The organism is Micromonospora globbae (assembly GCF_036184225.1).
GTDB classification, from domain to species: domain Bacteria; phylum Actinomycetota; class Actinomycetes; order Mycobacteriales; family Micromonosporaceae; genus Micromonospora; species Micromonospora globbae.
On the sequence record NZ_CP108084.1, the window covers coordinates 897,425 to 914,189 of the forward strand.

Annotated in this window: 8 protein-coding genes; 7 read left to right on the forward strand and 1 reads right to left on the reverse strand. The window is 72.0% G+C overall.

The features are described 5' to 3' along the window. The first annotated feature begins 13 nt into the window (after positions 1–13). From OG994_RS04035 to OG994_RS31525, 7 genes are all read left to right on the forward strand, one after another. On the forward strand, positions 14–889 hold the full coding sequence (locus OG994_RS04035; protein ID WP_328852219.1) for a DUF4132 domain-containing protein: 876 nt from the start codon (positions 14–16) through the stop codon (positions 887–889). Then, positions 886–5,616 carry a hypothetical protein gene (locus OG994_RS04040; protein WP_328852220.1) on the forward strand — a complete coding sequence of 1,577 codons (4,731 nt, stop codon included), beginning with the start codon at positions 886–888 and terminating at the stop codon, positions 5,614–5,616. The genes OG994_RS04035 and OG994_RS04040 overlap by 4 nt, the downstream gene beginning before the upstream one ends. Then, a complete protein-coding gene (locus tag OG994_RS04045; protein ID WP_328852221.1) occupies positions 5,613–6,728 on the forward strand; it encodes an ATP-binding protein in 1,116 nt (371 codons plus the stop codon). Before OG994_RS04040 ends, OG994_RS04045 begins: the two co-directional genes overlap by 4 nt. Then, entirely contained in the window at positions 6,712–10,167 is a 3,456-nt protein-coding gene (locus OG994_RS04050; protein WP_328852222.1) for a DUF5682 family protein, read from the forward strand. The genes OG994_RS04045 and OG994_RS04050 overlap by 17 nt, the downstream gene beginning before the upstream one ends. Beyond that, positions 10,164–11,969 carry a hypothetical protein gene (locus OG994_RS04055; RefSeq protein WP_328852223.1) on the forward strand — a complete coding sequence of 602 codons (1,806 nt, stop codon included), beginning with the start codon at positions 10,164–10,166 and terminating at the stop codon, positions 11,967–11,969. Before OG994_RS04050 ends, OG994_RS04055 begins: the two co-directional genes overlap by 4 nt. 293 nt (positions 11,970–12,262) lie before the next feature. Beyond that, on the forward strand, positions 12,263–12,430 hold the full coding sequence (locus OG994_RS04060; protein ID WP_328852224.1) for a hypothetical protein: 168 nt from the start codon (positions 12,263–12,265) through the stop codon (positions 12,428–12,430). Positions 12,431–12,724: 294 nt separating this feature from the next. Continuing rightward, complete coding sequence (locus OG994_RS31525) at positions 12,725–13,012, forward strand: hypothetical protein (protein WP_407942595.1); 288 nt, start codon at positions 12,725–12,727, stop codon at positions 13,010–13,012. Here the strand turns inward: OG994_RS31525 and OG994_RS04070 are convergent. Continuing rightward, a complete protein-coding gene (locus OG994_RS04070; protein ID WP_328852226.1) occupies positions 12,975–16,664 on the reverse strand; it encodes a S8 family serine peptidase in 3,690 nt (1,229 codons plus the stop codon). The two genes, OG994_RS31525 and OG994_RS04070, sit on opposite strands and share 38 nt — an antisense overlap. Positions 16,665–16,765 lie beyond the last annotated feature (101 nt).

The window sequence follows — 16,765 nt, forward strand, 5'->3', positions numbered from 1 at the left end:
GGAGGAGATCAACATGGGCTGGCTGGCGGCCGATGCCGAGTATGAGGTGAGCCTGGATCGCGGGAAGGTCATCGCGCGTAACCGCCAGGGCAGGCAGCTCAAAGGCTTACCGAAGGCGTTGCGTGATGCCGACGTGGTGGTCGGCTTGCGGCAGCTCTCGGATTGGTTGAAGCGGCACGACATCTCCTGCAGGCGGGAGGTTGAGCAGTGGATGGTGCGGTCCCTGCCCGTGCCGACCACGGTGATCTGCGAGGTGTGGGCCGACGAGGCGTGGCGGACACCGCTGCGTGACCTGGTCGTCGTGCCGATCGACGACGCGGGGCGATGGGACACCGACCGCGCGGGGTTGCTGCGTGACGCGGACCCGGAGAAGGGCCTGGGTGTGGTGGACCTGGACGGCGAAAGTGGCCGGCTCACCGCCGCGCAGGTGGTGCTGCCGCACCCGGTTCGCCTGGCGGACCTGGCGGATCTGCGGGAGTTCGCCGCGGACCTCGGGGTGCGGCAGGAGACGTTGCAGCTGTTCCGGGAGGTGTGGGCGCGACCGGAACCAGACGACGAACGGCGACGGGAGCTGTCCCGGTACGCCGGCGGCCGCTACAAGGAGTTGCGCCACGTGCAGGCGCGGGCGACGTCGGCGGGCTACCGCGTGCAGGGTGGCGCCGCGTCGGTGCGGGTGTGGGAAGACGGCGTTCCGACGGTCGCGGCGGTGTGGATCGGCGAGGGCGATCCGCTGTACGAGACCGAGACCGGCCCGCTCTACTTCACCGACCCGTCGGGGGAGGCGTTGGCATTGGCGGCCGTGGGGCCGGTGGCGTGGTCGGAAGGAATGCGAATGGCGGCAGTTCTGTACGCCGGCCGGGTCGTCGACGAGGACGGTGAGCAGGCGTGAGTGAGGCACTGGTGGAGGCGGGGGCGATCCTGCCTGGCGGTGAGGCGCAGGCCGGACGTGACGTGGTGACCGCCCGCCGCTACAGCCATCCGGCGCTCACCGGTCGGACCGTGGTCCGCCTGGCCGGGGCGACGCTGGGCGAGGCCGAGGACCTGTCGATGGAGTTCCTCGGTTTCAGTCGTACCGCCGAACCCATTCCGGTGGGCACCGCCCGGCGGCAGTCGCTCGGGTTCCCTGCGTGGGCGTTGATCAACGATCCGGGGAACGGTCGGCACGCGTTGGCGATGGTGAAGGACATGGCGGGGCTGGCCCGCACCGCCTTCTCCAAGCCGGGCAACGCCCGCGATGGCTACCAGCAACTGGCCGCTCGGTTGGGCGCGGCGGCGCCGCATTTCCTGCCGACGTTCTGGGAGCAGGCCGGGCGCGCGTTCCTCGCGGCCGACAACCCGCGGATGGCCGGCGGCTGCTTCGCAGAGGCCCGGCGGGCCGAGCAGATGCACGGGCTCGCGGTTGACGAGGAGCGGCTGCGGGAGGTGCATCTGGAGTTCGCCTTCGCCGGTGCGCTGACGGCGAAGATGCTGACCGAGTACTCCCGCGCGGTTGCGGCACGGCGGCCGGCGCTTGAGGCGTACGAGCTGGTGCGGACCCTTGCCATTCGTCGCGTCGCTGGTGGGTTGCCGCCGTATGCGGGAATGGCCGAGGATCTGCGGCGGCTGGCGAAGACGGCCGGCGTGGACGTCGAGGAGCAGGCCGAGGCGGTGCTCCGGCAGTTGCTGGCGTTGCCCGCGATGGTTCGCTCGAGCGAGCCGGTGTGGAAGGCGTACCGCAAGCCCCTGATGCGGCTGGCCAGGCGGGACCCGGCGGTGCGTACTCGATTGGTGGAGATGTTCCCCGAGCCGCCGGGCTGGTCCACGGATGTCACCGACTTCTGGCTGGAGCTGCTGGAGGCGACCGGCACGCTCGATCTGCTGCGGGACGAGGCGGCGACGGTGTCGGCGGCCCGGTGGCTGGAGCGGCTGATGGCGCTGCGGGAACGGCGCAGCCGACGCCGTTGTGAGCGGCTCATCCGTGTGGTGGCGGACCTGGTGCCGCGGCTGCGGGCGGAGGGCCGGCCGGTGAGGTTGTGGAGCGACTTCGCCCACCGGGCCGACCTGGACGTTCTCGACGTGTGCCTGGCCGGCGGGGTGCCGGTGGCGGTCGACACCGACAGCGGTGGGTTCAACGTGTCCCCCTGGGTGCAGGACGACGATCCCGGCCGGCGAGACCTGCGCGGCGTGGCCGCCGACCCCGGATGCCGGGTGCTGCTGGCGCGTGGGGCGGCCGACGCGCTGTCGGGGCTGCACAGCAGGCACGGGTCGGGGCCACTGCCGGCCCAGCTGGTCACCGAGACGCTGGGAGCGGCAGGCCTGCGGGAGGTGCTGTCCGAGCTGCTCGTCGAACGGGCTGCCCGGGTGCCGGAGGGCACCCTGATCGGCTTGGACGAGGCACTGTCCCAGCTCGCGGCCGTGTGGTCGCCCGCCGGTGTGGCGTTGGCACCGGAGGCGTTCAGGGTCTTGGCGACGGTCGACGTGCCTGCGGTACTCGCCCGGTCGTTGCGGGCTGGCCTGGTCGCGGAGCTGTCCTGGCCGGCCTACGAACAGGTGGCCGAGGACAAAATCGGCCGACGCTACGGCGACGGCTGGCCGCAGCTGGTGGTGCAGGACAACCGCACGGCGCACGTCGTCGACGTCAACGCCCCGAGCAGCGAACACATCTTCCGGTATCCGCCTTCGGACAGCCCGCACGCGCGCAACTCCCACGCCGACACCACCTGTCGGCTGGTCGACGGGCAGCTCCTGGTCACCTGGTACAGCACCAGTGGCCGGCTTGTCGGCTACTGGACCGCCGACCCGGACGTGCTGGTTGAGCACGACCAACCGACGGACCACGCCCTGTGGGGCCGGCGGTCCCTGCCGTTGCCGCTGCCCGACGGCGCGATGACCACGGGCGGTAGGCCCTGGCACGCCGGGGACACCCGCGGCCCGGCCGCGACGTATCCGGTCGCGAGTGACGGCGTCTCGTTCTGGCGCTGCGAACGGCCCACCGACCCGACGGCCGGTGACCGGCGCTGGCGGGAGTACGACCCGGCGACGGGCGAGGGTGGCCGCTACAGCCTGCCCGCGTTCTTCGCCGCCGACCTGCCCCCCGACGCGACCCTCCTCGCTGACCTGTGTGAGTTGCGGCCGGCACCGGCAGAGTTCGCCTCGTCGCCGCTCGGTTGGCGCGACGGGCTGGTCGGGTGGCGGGTGACCCGGCTGCCGGACGGCACGCAGGTGGGGGAGGGGGTTGACGGTCGGCGGGTGTCCTGGCATCCGAGCGCGGTGCGGGCCAGCCGCAACCCGTTCCACGGTGACGCGCTGGTGGCGGGGCTCCAGCTGCCGGGCACCGACGTGGTGCTTCCGGTGACCGGGCGGCCCCATCACCGGGCCGAGTTGGAGCTGACGGTGTGGAGTGCCGACGGCCGCGAGCCGGTGGATCGTTGCAGGACATCCCGGTACCTTCCGCCGCTGGCCTGGTGGCACGCGCTGGGCACGCGCGATGGGAGGGGCTCGGCCCGCCTGCGGCGGTTCGCCGCCGCCGACGCGGCCCGGCTGATGGCGATCGACGACTCCGTCACGAAGTCCACCGAGATCAACGCTGTCGCGCTGGCCATCGTCACCGAGGTGCTGACGGAGGTGACCGATCCCGTGCTGCGTACCGCCGTGGTGGAGAAGGTGGTGCGCGCGGTACGCCTGCGCCGGCGGCTGGAAGGGCTGCCACAGCTGTTGGCGACCGACCCGGTCGAGGAGACCGCGGTCGAGACCGTCGCCGATGACCTGCTGCGCACCGCCTGGTCGGGACTGCTGCCGGCGGAACGGTTCACCTACTACTCGGGCAACACCCAGACACGGCACGATGTTCTCCGGCAGGTCATCGCGGTCGCCGACCTTCTCACGGCCGGGACGGTCGAGGACGTACCGGAAGCCAGCCCGACGTGGGTGGAGGCCCTCGGCGGCCTCGGCGCCCTGGCCGTCCGCGCCGCCACACCGGTCACCGACGAGCAGGAGCGGGCCGCTCTGACGCAGTTGCTGTCCACCCTGGCCGGTACCGCTCTGTCCGACCCGGCGCAGGCGGTGCGGGTGCTCACCGTTTGCTGGGACGAGGCGCCTCCCGAAGGCAAGAGAATCGTTCAGCGCGACGGTGGCCAGGTGACGGTGCTGCTGCCGGAGCGCGGCCCCACCTGGTACGCCTGGCAGGGCAAGCAGCGGCGGCGTACGGCCGTGCAGCTGTCCCCGGACGGGCAGTTCGCCCCACCGTCCGGCGCTACCGTCGAGGCGGTAACCGTCGCGGCGGGCTGGCGCGGCGCGGATCGCATCGGCGCGTTCTGCCGGCTGCTCGCCGAGCACGGCCCAGCCCCCTGGCGCGCGGAACGCGTCGATGACCTGGTGCAGCGCACCGGCATGACGCGCGCGGAGGCCGCCCTGCTGCTGGCCGGTCTTCCCGGCATCGACGAGTGGCAGGCGAACTTCCTCACCGCCGAACAGCGGCGCATCCTCGGGGTGAACACCACGCAGGCCCGCACGGCCCGCGACGCATTGAAGTCCCTGTCGTACGGGCAGCGGATCGCGCTGGTCGACGCGGCGATGCCGCGTGACCCGGCCGATCTGTGGCGGCGGGGCCCGGACGTCGACAGCCTCGCGACCGCCTGGCTGGCACTGCGCGGCGCCCGCGTCGTCATCAGCGAGCAACTGCTCGCCGACGCCACCCGCATCCTGCCCACAACCCAAGCGGCCGACATCCTGCAGACGATCGCCAACCCGGCACCCGGAAGCTGGTTGACCACCGACGGGGAGAGCCACCCCGCCGACTGGGGCCGACTGGAGACCACCGCCACCACCGGCACCCCGTTCGACGGCAACCACCTCTACGGGTGCACCGTGGCGCTGCTGTGGCTGGCCTACGAGCTGCCATGGGGCGACCCGATGCGCGACACGCTGCCCCGGGCTCTGGAGCTGCTGCGGGAGCGGCTGCGCAACCCACGGCTGCTGATCGGCGCCGGGCGACACGAGGTGGACGAGCCACCCCAGGTAGGGCCGGCGCTGGTACCCGGGCACGCCTTCCGGGACACGGTCGTGCACCACCTCGCCCCGGCCCGCCTCAGCGGACCGCACGACCCGGCGGTCAGCTTCGTCCCTGGACCGGTCGCCGACACGCTGCGGCTGGTCCTCGCACCGGACATCACCGCAGTGCTGTCCACCCCCGACGGAGCCCGCGGCGAACACCGTGACCCGCGGGTCAGCGCACCCGAGCTGGTCGACGCCGTCGCCGTTCACACCGGCCTTGACCGTGACCCGGCCAGCTACTACCTGCAGCTGCTGGCCCTGCCCAACCCCACCGACGTCAACGTGCGGAACTGGAACGCCTGGAAGCCCGCCACCCTCAAGCAGGCCCAGGCGGCTCTTCTCGACTCCGGACTGGTGCTGGCGGGCAAGCGGGAACGTGCCGGCCGTGGCGTCTTCCTGCCCGGCGGCTGGCTCGCGGCGAAGACCCCCAACCCGCCCATGGAGACCTGGAAGCAGCCGCTGTACCTGTTCCTCAACGGACTGATCCTCGTCACCCGCACCACGCCGGAGCTCTTCCAGGCAGCCTGGGATCGGGTGACTGCCGGTGACAACCCCCGCTACCTCGACCTGCAGGAGAAGGCGTGAACACCCGACAGATCGACCCGCCGGAGCACCTGTACGCCGACGAGCTGGCGTTCCTGGCTGCCGCCGACCGTGGTCCCCGCCCGCCCGGCTGGCGGCTGACCCCTCATGCTGTGGTCACGTTCATCGCCGGCTCCGCCGGCCGCCCCATGCCGGGCCCCGACGGCCGTCAGGTCACCATCGCGCCGAAATTTGTGGGGGAGCGGGCCCTGGTCGAGCGGTGTGTGGTGACCCTGGCCGGTGAACGGGGCCTGCTGCTCGTCGGCGAACCGGGCACTGCCAAGTCGATGCTGTCCGAGCTGCTCGCCGCGGCGATCTGCGGCACGAGCGCCCTGGCCGTGCAGGGTACGGCCGGCACCACCGAGGAACAGCTGCGCTACGGCTGGAACTACGCGCTCCTGCTGGCCAAGGGGCCGTCCCGGGAGGCGCTGGTGCCCTCACCGGTGCTCACCGCCATGACCACCGGCGCCGTCGCCCGGGTCGAGGAGATCACCCGCTGCCTGCCCGAGGTGCAGGACGCGCTGGTGTCGATCCTGTCCGACCGTCGGTTGGTCCTGCCCGAACTCGCCGACGACCCCGTCGCCTACGCCGCTCCCGGCTTCTGCGTCATCGCCACGGCGAACCTGCGGGACCGCGGCGTGTCCGAGATGTCCGCGGCGTTGAAACGGCGGTTCAACTTCGAGGTGGTCCCGCCGATCGCCGACTTCGACGCCGAGGTCGCCCTCGTCACCCGACAGGCCCGCGCGACCGTCGAACGGGTCGGCGCCGCGTACACGGTGGACGAGGCGGTGCTGGAGACACTGGTGACCGCCTTCCGTGACCTGCGCACCGGCAGCACCGTCGAGGGCTGGGAGGTGGAGCGCCCGTCCTCGGTCATGAGCACCGCCGAGGCGGTCGCCGTCGCCGCGTCGATCGGCCTGTCCACCGCGTACCTGCCCGGCCCGGACCCGTTATCCCTGCTCCCCGGGCACCTGGTGGGCGTGGTGCGCAAGGACGACCCGGCCGACCACGCGAGGCTGTTGGCGTACTGGGACGGCGCCCTGCGCCGCCGCGCCGAGGCCGGCGGCCGGATGTGGCGGCAGCTGTGGGAACAGCGCGATGTCCTCCGCGACTGACGACATCACGGCTGACGACCCGCGCGCCGCCGTCGCACGTCTGACCGACACCGGCCGCGTCACCCTGATCGGAGTGCGGCACCACTCGCCGGTGCTCGCCGCCGCTATTCCCGCCCTGTTGGACGCGGCCGCCCCGGAGGCGGTGCTGGTCGAGTTGCCCGCCGACATGCAGCCGTGGCTGACCTGGCTGGCGCACCCCGACACCCGGGCCCCGGTCGCGCTCGCCGCCGGCGACGGCGACGAGGGCGGACCGCTGGCGTTCTACCCGTTCGCCGACTTCTCCCCCGAGTTGGCCGCGCTGCGGTGGGCGCAACACCGAGGCGTTCCGGCCCACTGCTGCGATCTGCCGCTAACCGACCCGGCCTGGCGGGAACGCCCGGCCGTCGGCCCGCGGGCGAGCGGCTACGCCGACACCGTGCGGGCCGCCCTGACCGGCCGAACCGGAGACGACCTGTGGGACCGCTGGGTCGAGGCCGCGGCCCCCGGGTCACCGCCCGAGGCGGTACGCCGATCGGCGCTGGCGGTCGGCTGGGCCCTGCGTACCGATGCCGCCGCCGGCGGAATCGGCGCCCTTGATCAGCGGCGCGAGGCGTGGATGCGACAGCGCATCGCGGAAACCCCCGGCCGCCTCGCCGTCGTCGTCGGCGCCTTCCACGCCCCCGCCCTGACCACACCCGGTCACCCATCGCCCACCACACCACCGCCACCCGATGCCGAGGCGCCGCGGCGAGCCCCGGTCATCTCGCTGGTGCCGTACTCGTTCGACCTGCTCGACGCGCGATCCGGCTATCCCGCCGGGATCCGCGATCCTCGCTGGCAGCAGGCTGTCCACGAGGCTCACGCTGACCCCACCGCGCTGGCCGCCCACCTGCGCGGCTTCGCCGTCGAGATCACCCGGCACCTGCGGGCGCAGGGACACCCCACGGGGCCGGCGGAGGCCGCCGAAATCACCCGGCTCGCCCACGATCTGGCCCGACTGCGGAACCTGCCCACCGCCGGACGCGGTGAACTCGTCGAGGCGTTGCAGACCGTCCTCGCCCAAGGCGAGCCGGTCGGCCGCGGCCGAGCGGTCGCCGCCGCCATGCAGCACGCCCTGATCGGACAGCACCGCGGTCAACCCTGCCCGGACACACCCGTCTGCGGGCTGACGCCCGCGACCACGGCTCTGCTGCGGCAGCTGCGCCTGCCCGGCCCCGGTGAGCCGCCCCGCACCGTTCGCCTTGATCCATTGCGTACCCCACTCGACCGGCGACGAGAGGCCACCCTGCAGCGACTGCGGGCCTGCCAGGTGCCCTACGCCGAGCCCGCCGAGACCACCACGGCCGACACCCTCACCACCCGCTGGCGGCTGCACTGGCAGCCCGGCACCGAAGCCGCCCTCGCCGCCGCCAGCCCACACGGCGTCACCCTCGCCCAAGCCGCCGCCGGCATGCTGAACACCCGGCGCCGCCGAGAGGTGGCCGACGGCGGCCCCACCGCCGCACAAGCTATCACCGGGCTCGCGCGCGCCGCCGCCTGCGGCCTACCCGACGCCATCGACGTCCGCCTCGCCGACCTGCACACCGCCGCGACCGGCACCGCCACCCTCGCCGAACTCGCCACCGCCAGCCAACTGCTCCAGCGGCTGCAACGCGGGCACATCCCCGCCACCCCGTCACCACCGACCGGCCTCGACGAGCACCTGACCCACCTGCACGCCGCAGCAGTCCGCGCCGTCGACGGGCTCGCCGGATCCACCGATGCGGGGGACGCCCGCGCCCTGCTCGACCTCGTCCGGCACGCCGACGACAGCGGCCACCTGCTGCGGCTCGGCGACGCCGTCAGCCGCCTCGCCCGCGACGGATCACCGCTGATGCGGGGAGCGGGCCACGCCGTCCAGGTGCTGCTCGGCCTCGCCGACCCCCACGCGTTCGGTGCGGCCCTGGCGTCCTGGACCGAGATGCCCGCCGCCGAGTGCACCGACCGACTCCGGGGAGCGCTCAGCGTCGCCGGTGCACTGCTCGAGGCCGGCGGGGACACGCTGGCCCCGCTGCTGGACACCATCGACGGCTGGGACGACGACCACTTCATCCGCCGGCTGCCCGCGCTGCGCGGCGGCTTCGACGCGTTGAGCCCCGCCGATCGGGACCGTCTTCTGGACACCGTCCGTCACCGCATCGGTGACGTCGACGCGACGGTGAGCGTCTCACCGGGCCTGCTCGCCGACTGGCTCGCCGTCGACCAGTCCGGCCGGCAGGCCCTGACCGCCCTCGGACTGCCTGCGGGCAGAGGCGACAGAACCGCCGAGTGGTTGGCTCCACCACCGCCCCCGGCAGACTCCCGCCCGGCTTCCCGGCCGCAGACGCTGCCCGCCGCGCAGCGCTGGCGGCTGCTGCTCGGCCGCCGCCCCGACGACCTGCCGCTGGCCGCCCGCCGGCTCGCTACCGCCCTCGATGAGCTGTACGGCAGCGGCAGGGGAGAAGGCTCCCACACCACCGCCGGACCTGGCGGCGGACGACAACCCGCATACCCCCAGGTGCGTGACTGGGCCGACGACCTCGAAGCGCTGTTCGGCGCGGCAGTACGCGACGAGGTGCTCGCCCGCGCCGCCGAACGCGGACGCGCTGACGCCATCCTCACCATCGCGCCCGAAAACGTCCGACCCTCGGTGGAACTGCTGCACACCGTCCTGGCCCTGGCCGGCGGCCTGCCCGAGGCGCGGCTGCACCGACTGCGCCCACTCGTCGCCCGGCTCGTCGCCGAGCTGACCGAGCAGTTGGCCCGACAGATCAGACCGGCACTTAGCGGGCTTGCCACACCACGACGCAGCCGCCGACCCACCGGGCGCCTGGACCTCGGGGCCACCGTCCATGCCAACCTGCACACCGCACACATCGACTCCCTCGGCGCGGCTCAGATCCGCCCTGAACGGTTCGTCTTCCGCAGCCGCGGTCGACGCAGCGTCGACTGGCAGGTCATCCTCCTCGTCGACGTATCCGGGTCGATGGAACCGTCCACGATCTGGGCGGCGCTGACCGCGTCCGTCCTCGCCGGCGTGACGACCCTACGAACCCACTTCGTCACCTTCTCCACCGAGGTCGTCGACCTGACCGACCGGGTCGCCGACCCGCTCAGCCTGCTGTTGGAGATCAGCGTCGGCGGCGGCACCCACATCGCCGCCGCCCTGCGCTACGCCCGGGAGATCGTCACCACCCCCAGCCGCAGCCTCGTCGTGCTCGTCAGCGACTTCGAAGAGGGACATCCCATCGGCGGACTACTCGCCGCCGTCCGGGCACTCGCCGACGACGGGGTCACCCTGCTCGGCTGCGCCAGCCTCGACGACCGGGGCCAACCCCGCTACAGCACCGCCGTCGCCGGGCAACTCGTGGCCGCCGGGATGCCCGTCGCCGCGCTAAGTCCCACCGAACTCGCCCGCTGGATCGGAGACCAGGTCCGATGAGCCTGCCCGCCGCCGCACCACAGGTCACCGCCGACGCCGTCGCCGCTCTCCCCACCCGGCTGCGGTCCAAGCTCGACCAGGCGCTCGAGAAGCAGCCGACCTGGACCATCACCACGTCTGACTCCGGCGCGACGATCGCCATCGACGACCACGTCACCGTCACCCTCACCACGCCGGTCGACACCGCGGACGGAGCCGCCTGCAACTGCCTGCTCGCACCACGCTGCCTGCACCGGGCCGCGGTGCTCAGCGCCGCACCCGTCCTGACCACGCATCCACACCACGCGGCCGCAGCCGGACCGGACGTGGCCACCGCCGAGGCCGTCGTGGCCACCGAAGCCGACCCGCCCGATCCCGCCGCCCCGTCCATCACCGCCGACGAGAAGGCCGCCGCCACCCGGGTACGCGACGTCGCTGCGCAGATCCTCGAACACGGCGTGGCAGGCGCCGGCGCGGTGACCCAGGCAGACCTGCTCCGGGCCATCCACCAGGCCCGCGCCATCGGACTGCCCCGACTGGCGGCAGCCGCGACCAGAGTGGTTGAACAACTCCGCGCATCCCGCCGGAGCACCCCCGAATTCCGGCTGGCCGACCTCACCGACGATCTGCGCGAAGTCCTGACCGTCTGTCACCTCCTGAGCGAAGGCATCGGGGACCAGCGAGCCGCCCGGGGCACGAGCCGGCGCGGCTACGGCCCGGTCGGCGATCTGCATCTGTACGGGCTGTGCACCGAGCCGCTGCGGACCACCACTGGCCACGTCGGCGCGATCAGCTACCTTGCCGACGGCAATGCGACCATCTGGAGCCTGGCGCAGGCACGCCCCGGCGAGGGCGACACAGCCCGCAACGCCGCCTACGCAAGCGTCAACCTCGGCGACGTGACGCTCAGCCACCGCGAGTTGGGCCGCGCCGGGATCATCGCCGTCAATGCCCATGCGTCCGCCGACCGGCGCCTCAGCCACGGCAGGACAGTGCAGGCCGTACGAACCACAGGCCGCACCTGGCACGAGGAACCAGCCGACGCCCTCTGGCGGCAACCGATCCCCGAACAGGCCGCCCGCTGGCTGAACGCCCTCGAACTCGCCCAACACGAGCGGCCCGCCGGCCACGACCTCGCCTTCCTCGACGGCGTCCTCGCCGCCGACCAGCGAGGTCTACTCCTACAGACGGCGCAACTGCCGGGGCCGGTCATCGTCTTCGCCCCACACGATGATCCGGTGCTTCCGTACGTCGCGAACCTGCGCCTGCTCGCCACCCACGCCACCGGCATGCCGGTACGGATGGTCGGACGCTTCCACGGGCCCCGCCAGGTCCACGGTCTCGCCGTTGCCGCGGCCTGGCTGCCGGGCCGCTTCGGCGGACACGTCGACCTTGGCGTCGACCAGCTACAGCGCGCCGACCTACCCGGCGCCGCAACCACGGAGCCTTCCAGCACCGACCACCCTCAACCGCCGCTGCATCTCCTCACCCACCACCTGCAACGAGTGGTCGCCGCCGGCCGCAGCGCCTTGGTGCCGGACGCCGACCGTGACGCGCGGGCGCTCCTGGACGCCCAACTGCCGACAGCCGCGTCCGTGCTGCGCGATCTACTGCGCGCGGGTCACCGGCGTAGCCGCGACGCGTTCGGCCGTTTGAACCAGCAGGACTCCATCGCCCTGGCGGTGGCCTGGCTGACCGCTGCCGCCTATCAATACGCTGCAGCTACAGCCGCAACCGCAGGATCATGGCAATCCAACCGAGGGCGCGAGGTAGACGACAAAGCTCACCGCGCTGAAGGTCGCGCCTGGCAGCCGTCAGCCTGATGCTGCCCTGTGCTATCCCTGACATCGTGCCGCTCGCCGCCATGACGCGGCCACCCGCCCGGCCGCTCGCTGGAACCCCGCCGGCCCCGCACAGTTGAACGCCATTCCTGCGGCGGTTGTCGGTGGCTGTCCATGCGTCCTCGCGTAGCGGCATATCGGCGGAATGGTCCCATCCTCGTCACGTAGGTAGTGATGCATGACGGCTGGAGCGGCCTGGGTGCGCGACCCAACATAGATCCCTGTCTGCAGGAACAGCACGGGCGGTAGGGCCCCGTCTTCTTTATGATCGCCGGATGTTCGGACTCTTCCGCAAGCCGCCCATACCAGATGCCGACTACGGCCAGGCCGACCTGGAGTTGCGCGGGGGCGTGCTGGGGAGCGGCTCCGCATTGCGCCGCACGGCAATTTCAAGAACTCCGGAGCCTTCGGCCGTATTGGCGCTGGGGAGACAGCAGAATTGATTGCATTAGCTGCGCCGTGGCGCGCTCTTGGGCAGCTCACGCCTGTAGTGTTACGCATCGTGAAGTGCTAGGCTTAACGCATGAGCACCCGTTTGTATAACGGATGCTACATAGGAGAGTTCAGATCCCCCCTCGGACACGTTGTTTCCACACGAAGCGTGGTAGTTCTTCGTGTTTTGCGTGATCCCCGTCCCGCCGGGCGGGGATTTTTGCCGTGGTGGCGACGCAGCTTCAGATGCCGCGGCCAGCGACGAGGACAAGGTCACGTACTTGTTCCTGGCCGATACCGTCAGCATGGCCGACGAGGAGCACCAGTTGCTTGCCGTCGACCTTTTCGATGAGCCCGGACGTTCCTCCGGTTGCCACCTCGCTGGTTCAGCGATGTCTCCACCAATCCGAGCATCGGGAACCGGGGCTTCGCCGATTTCGCAGGATGGTGGGGTGTCCCATGGCAGTCCGCTCAATGATCCTGGCGAATCGCTGAGTGTTTGGGACCAGGGGACACCCCACAGTGATCCAGGACGTCATCCAAGGCGCAGAGAGGTTAGCGGAGTCCCAGGGCGCGGAGGATTGTCTGGGTGACGGAGTTGCCGGCGGAGTCGGTGGCGGTTACGCGCAGCGAGACGAACTGCGCCTTTTTCGGTGCGTCCAGCCGGTAGGCGCCCCGGCGGTCGTCCGAGAGACGGGACCAGGTGGTGCCGCCGTCGTAGGAGACCTCCACGCGGGGCGAGCGAGGAGTGCCCCCGCCAGCGACCGATACCGGGGTCAGGCCGACCGATACGGGAGCGCGTTGTTCGACCGTCACGCCGAAGGCCGCGTTGCGGCGCACGGACCCGGAGGCGTCCGGGTCGACGTCGTAGCGGATCTGCAGCAACGGGAGCAGGTCTCGTTGGCCGGTGACCTTCGGGGCCGCGGAGGTGAACCTCCACTCCGTCGTGGTCGAGGACGAGTAGGGGCTGACGGATGCGTCACGCTGGTTCGCGACGACCAGGCGGTACGGCAGCGGTCCGGCGCTGGGGGCCGTGGGATAGATGACGAGTCCGTTGTCGGACCTGCCCAGCAGGGTGTCACCCTGGTAGAGGGTCACGGTCTGACTCGCGTGCTGCAGGTCCGAGATCGCGCCGACGTGGTCGGCGTTGCCGTACCCCGGCACGTCGATCCGCATCTCGTCGTCCGTACGCGTCGGCCCGAGGTAGTTGTTGTTGAGGTAGGGCCGCTGGATGGGCGTGAACCACTCGTCGCTCGACACGGTGCCGGGTTCGTACGTCCGGCTGACGCCCCACTGGCTCAGGAGGCCGTCGTAGACCTCGTGGCCCCACCGGTTCGCGCCGTCGGTGGTGACCCAGTCCGTGCGGCGGCCGCTGGCGGCCATGGCGACGTAGTTCCCGATACCCCACTCCGAGTACGCCGGGAAATCGTACCGCCATTCCTGACCTGCTCCAGTGGGGACGGCACCGGCGAACGTCTCGTCGATGCGCGCGAGGTTCCTGCCCGACGCGCGCACGACCATGTCCTTCGGCACCTCGTTGTGCCAGGTGTGCACGAGGTCGTAGAGGTAGGCCGGCGCAGGGTGTGACTCCGTCCGCAGCATCGCGCCGGGCCGCTGGGCCTGGGCGATCAGCTTCGCGCCCTCGTCGGGGCTGAGGAGCCCGACGTCGAGCGCGTCCGTCCCGAAGTACAGGCGCTGCCGCCCGGGACGGTCGTTGGCCACCAGCAGCAGCTCGGCGCCGGCGTCCGCCGCCGCCTCGGCGAGCGTGGCCGGGGTCGCCGACGCGGCGCGGCGGATGACCACCGCCTTGCCCCGCGCGCCGAGGCCCGCATAGTCCGCCGGCGCCCCGGCACCCGCGAAGACGAGCGGCAGGGTGCGGGTACCTTCGGGCAGCGGAGTGACGCCCGCCTGCCGGAGGACATCGGTGTATTCGGTCCCCTGCACGGACACCGTCAACGCCGGCTGTTCCTTGCGCCACCGCGCACCGAGGACGAAGTCGCCGTGTGTCACCTTGCCCTGTGGCTGGATCCACAGGCTGTCGAAGCCCGTGCCAGCGAGACCGAAGTCGTGCCAGCGGCCGTCCTTGTGGAGCATCCGCGAGTACTCGAGCCGCAGGTAGCTGGGGACGCCCGGCTGCGGGGTGGTCTCGTCGACCAGCCGGACGTGGCGGGCGTCCAGCGTGATCGTGCGGTCCCCGTCAAACGTGAAGTCGGGATCGCCGAGCAGCGCCAGCCCCTGTGAATTCGAACCGTGGACGCCGGGTACGGTCAGGTAACCGAGCGCCGAGTACTGGTCTTCCGGAGTGTAGAAGCTGACGGTGCCATCGACCGGGACCGGAATCGGGGTCGGATCGCCCGCCCGGAGCACGATGACGAAGGCGGACGCGGGTTTGCCCGCGGCGTCCTTGACGCTGATGGTCATCCGGTGCGCCAGCGCGCCGAGCGAGACCGCTGTGTGCGCGGCGAGACCGCCGTCCGGTCCGGTGGCCATGATCTGGGCGCTGAAACTGTCGGACCCGCCGGACGCGGCGTGCGGATCGATGGTCACGGTGACCGAGGCGGTGCCGTGCGCGGGCACGGTGACCCGGTCGGTCGAGAGCCGGAACATCCCCTGGGGCACGCCGGGCGCCGCGATCGACAGGGCGAGAGTCACCGGCGTGGCGCCGAGGTTGGTGTACGTCACCGGGCGGCGGACGGGGTCGGCCGTGTTCTGCCCGGCCGACGCGGTGGCCGAAGCGAAGATCCCGGTGCGGGCGGCGGCTGCCACGTCCAGGCGGCCGCTGCCGGCCTGGAACGCGGTGTAGTCGGGGGTCTGCTTGGCGGTGCTGGTCAGCAGGTCCTTCAACTGGGCGCCGGTGAGCTCGGGATGCTTCGAGGCGAGCAGCGCGGCGGCACCGACCACGTGCGGCGTGGACATCGACGTGCCGCTCATCGTCTGGTAGAAGCCATCCCCTTCGGAGGCGTACTGCGACCGCGCCGCCAGGATGTCGACGCCGGGGGCGGTGATCTCCGGCTTGAGCGCGCCGTCGCCGACTCGGGGACCCTGGCTCGAGAACTCGGCGAGGCGGTCACCGCTGTCCACCGCGCCCACGGTGAGGGCCGCGTCGGCGGCACCGGGCGAGCTGACGGTGCCGGGGCCCGAGGTGTTGCCCGCCGCGATCACGAACAGCGCGCCGGTCTGCGCACTGAGCCGGTTCACGGCCTGCGACAACGGGTCCGTGCCGTCGGAGGGCTCCTGCGAACCCAGGCTCATGTTGATGATCTTGGCATGCTTCTCCACCGCCGCCCACTCCATGCCCGCGAGGACCTGCGAGTCGGTGCCGGAGCCGGAGTTCGCCAGCACCTTCCCGATGTGCAGACGAGCGCCGGGGGCGACACCCTTCTCCGTGCCGCCGGACGCGGCGCCCGTACCGGCGATGGTGGAGGCGACGTGGGTGCCGTGGCCGCGGACGTCCTCGACGCCCTCGCCAGGGATGAAGCTGCGGGTGTCGACGATGCGTCCGGCCAGATCGGGGTGGCCTGCGTCTACACCCGTGTCGAGGACCGCGACGTCGACGCCCTGCCCGGTGTCGCCGCCGGCCCAGACCTCCGGCGCGCCGATCTGCCCGACCGATTCGGCCAGGTCCGGGTAGACCTTGCCGTCGAGCCAGATCTGCCTGATGCCGTCCGCGAACGTCGGCGCTGCGGATCGGGCCACTCCCGCCGCGGACGTTCCTGCCGTCACCGCGGCCCAGAAGTCTCCCGCGTGCGCGCGGCTGGCGGTGATGGCGGCGCCGTCGACACTCGGGAGCGGTCGGACCAACGCCGATCCCCGCGGGGCGGTGTTCGCGCGGAACCCCGGCGACTGGGCGGCGTAGGAGACGATCAGGGGCAGGTCGCTGCGGTGAGCGTCGTCGTAGCCGTCGGCGATCAGGTCCGTGACGTTGAAGAGCCGCCGGTCGAGCAGTCCCTTGGCGAGGTAGGACACCGCCGAGTACGGGTAGACGTACACGTCTCCCGCCGAGGCCAGGATCCTCGCGTCGGCGGGTTCGCCGTCCGGTCCCTCGACCGAGATCGTCCCCCCGCCGTCACCGGCGTCACCGGTCGCGTTCACCGTGACGACGTCGCCGGTGATCAGGGTGACGGTGTGGGTCTGCGGGGCCGCGCGTCCCGATGATCCGCCGGGAGCGGCCGACGCCTCGCCGGGAACGATGCCCGAGCTGAGCGGCAACGCGAGGCAGGCGGCCGCCGCGATGGCCCGACGCATGCGTGGAGTTTTCAATAGCGGGATTCCTTTCCGCGCCGGCGCAGGTCGATGAGCGCCACTGCGGCCGAACAGTGCCAGCCGGCATCACCCGCCACAAGATC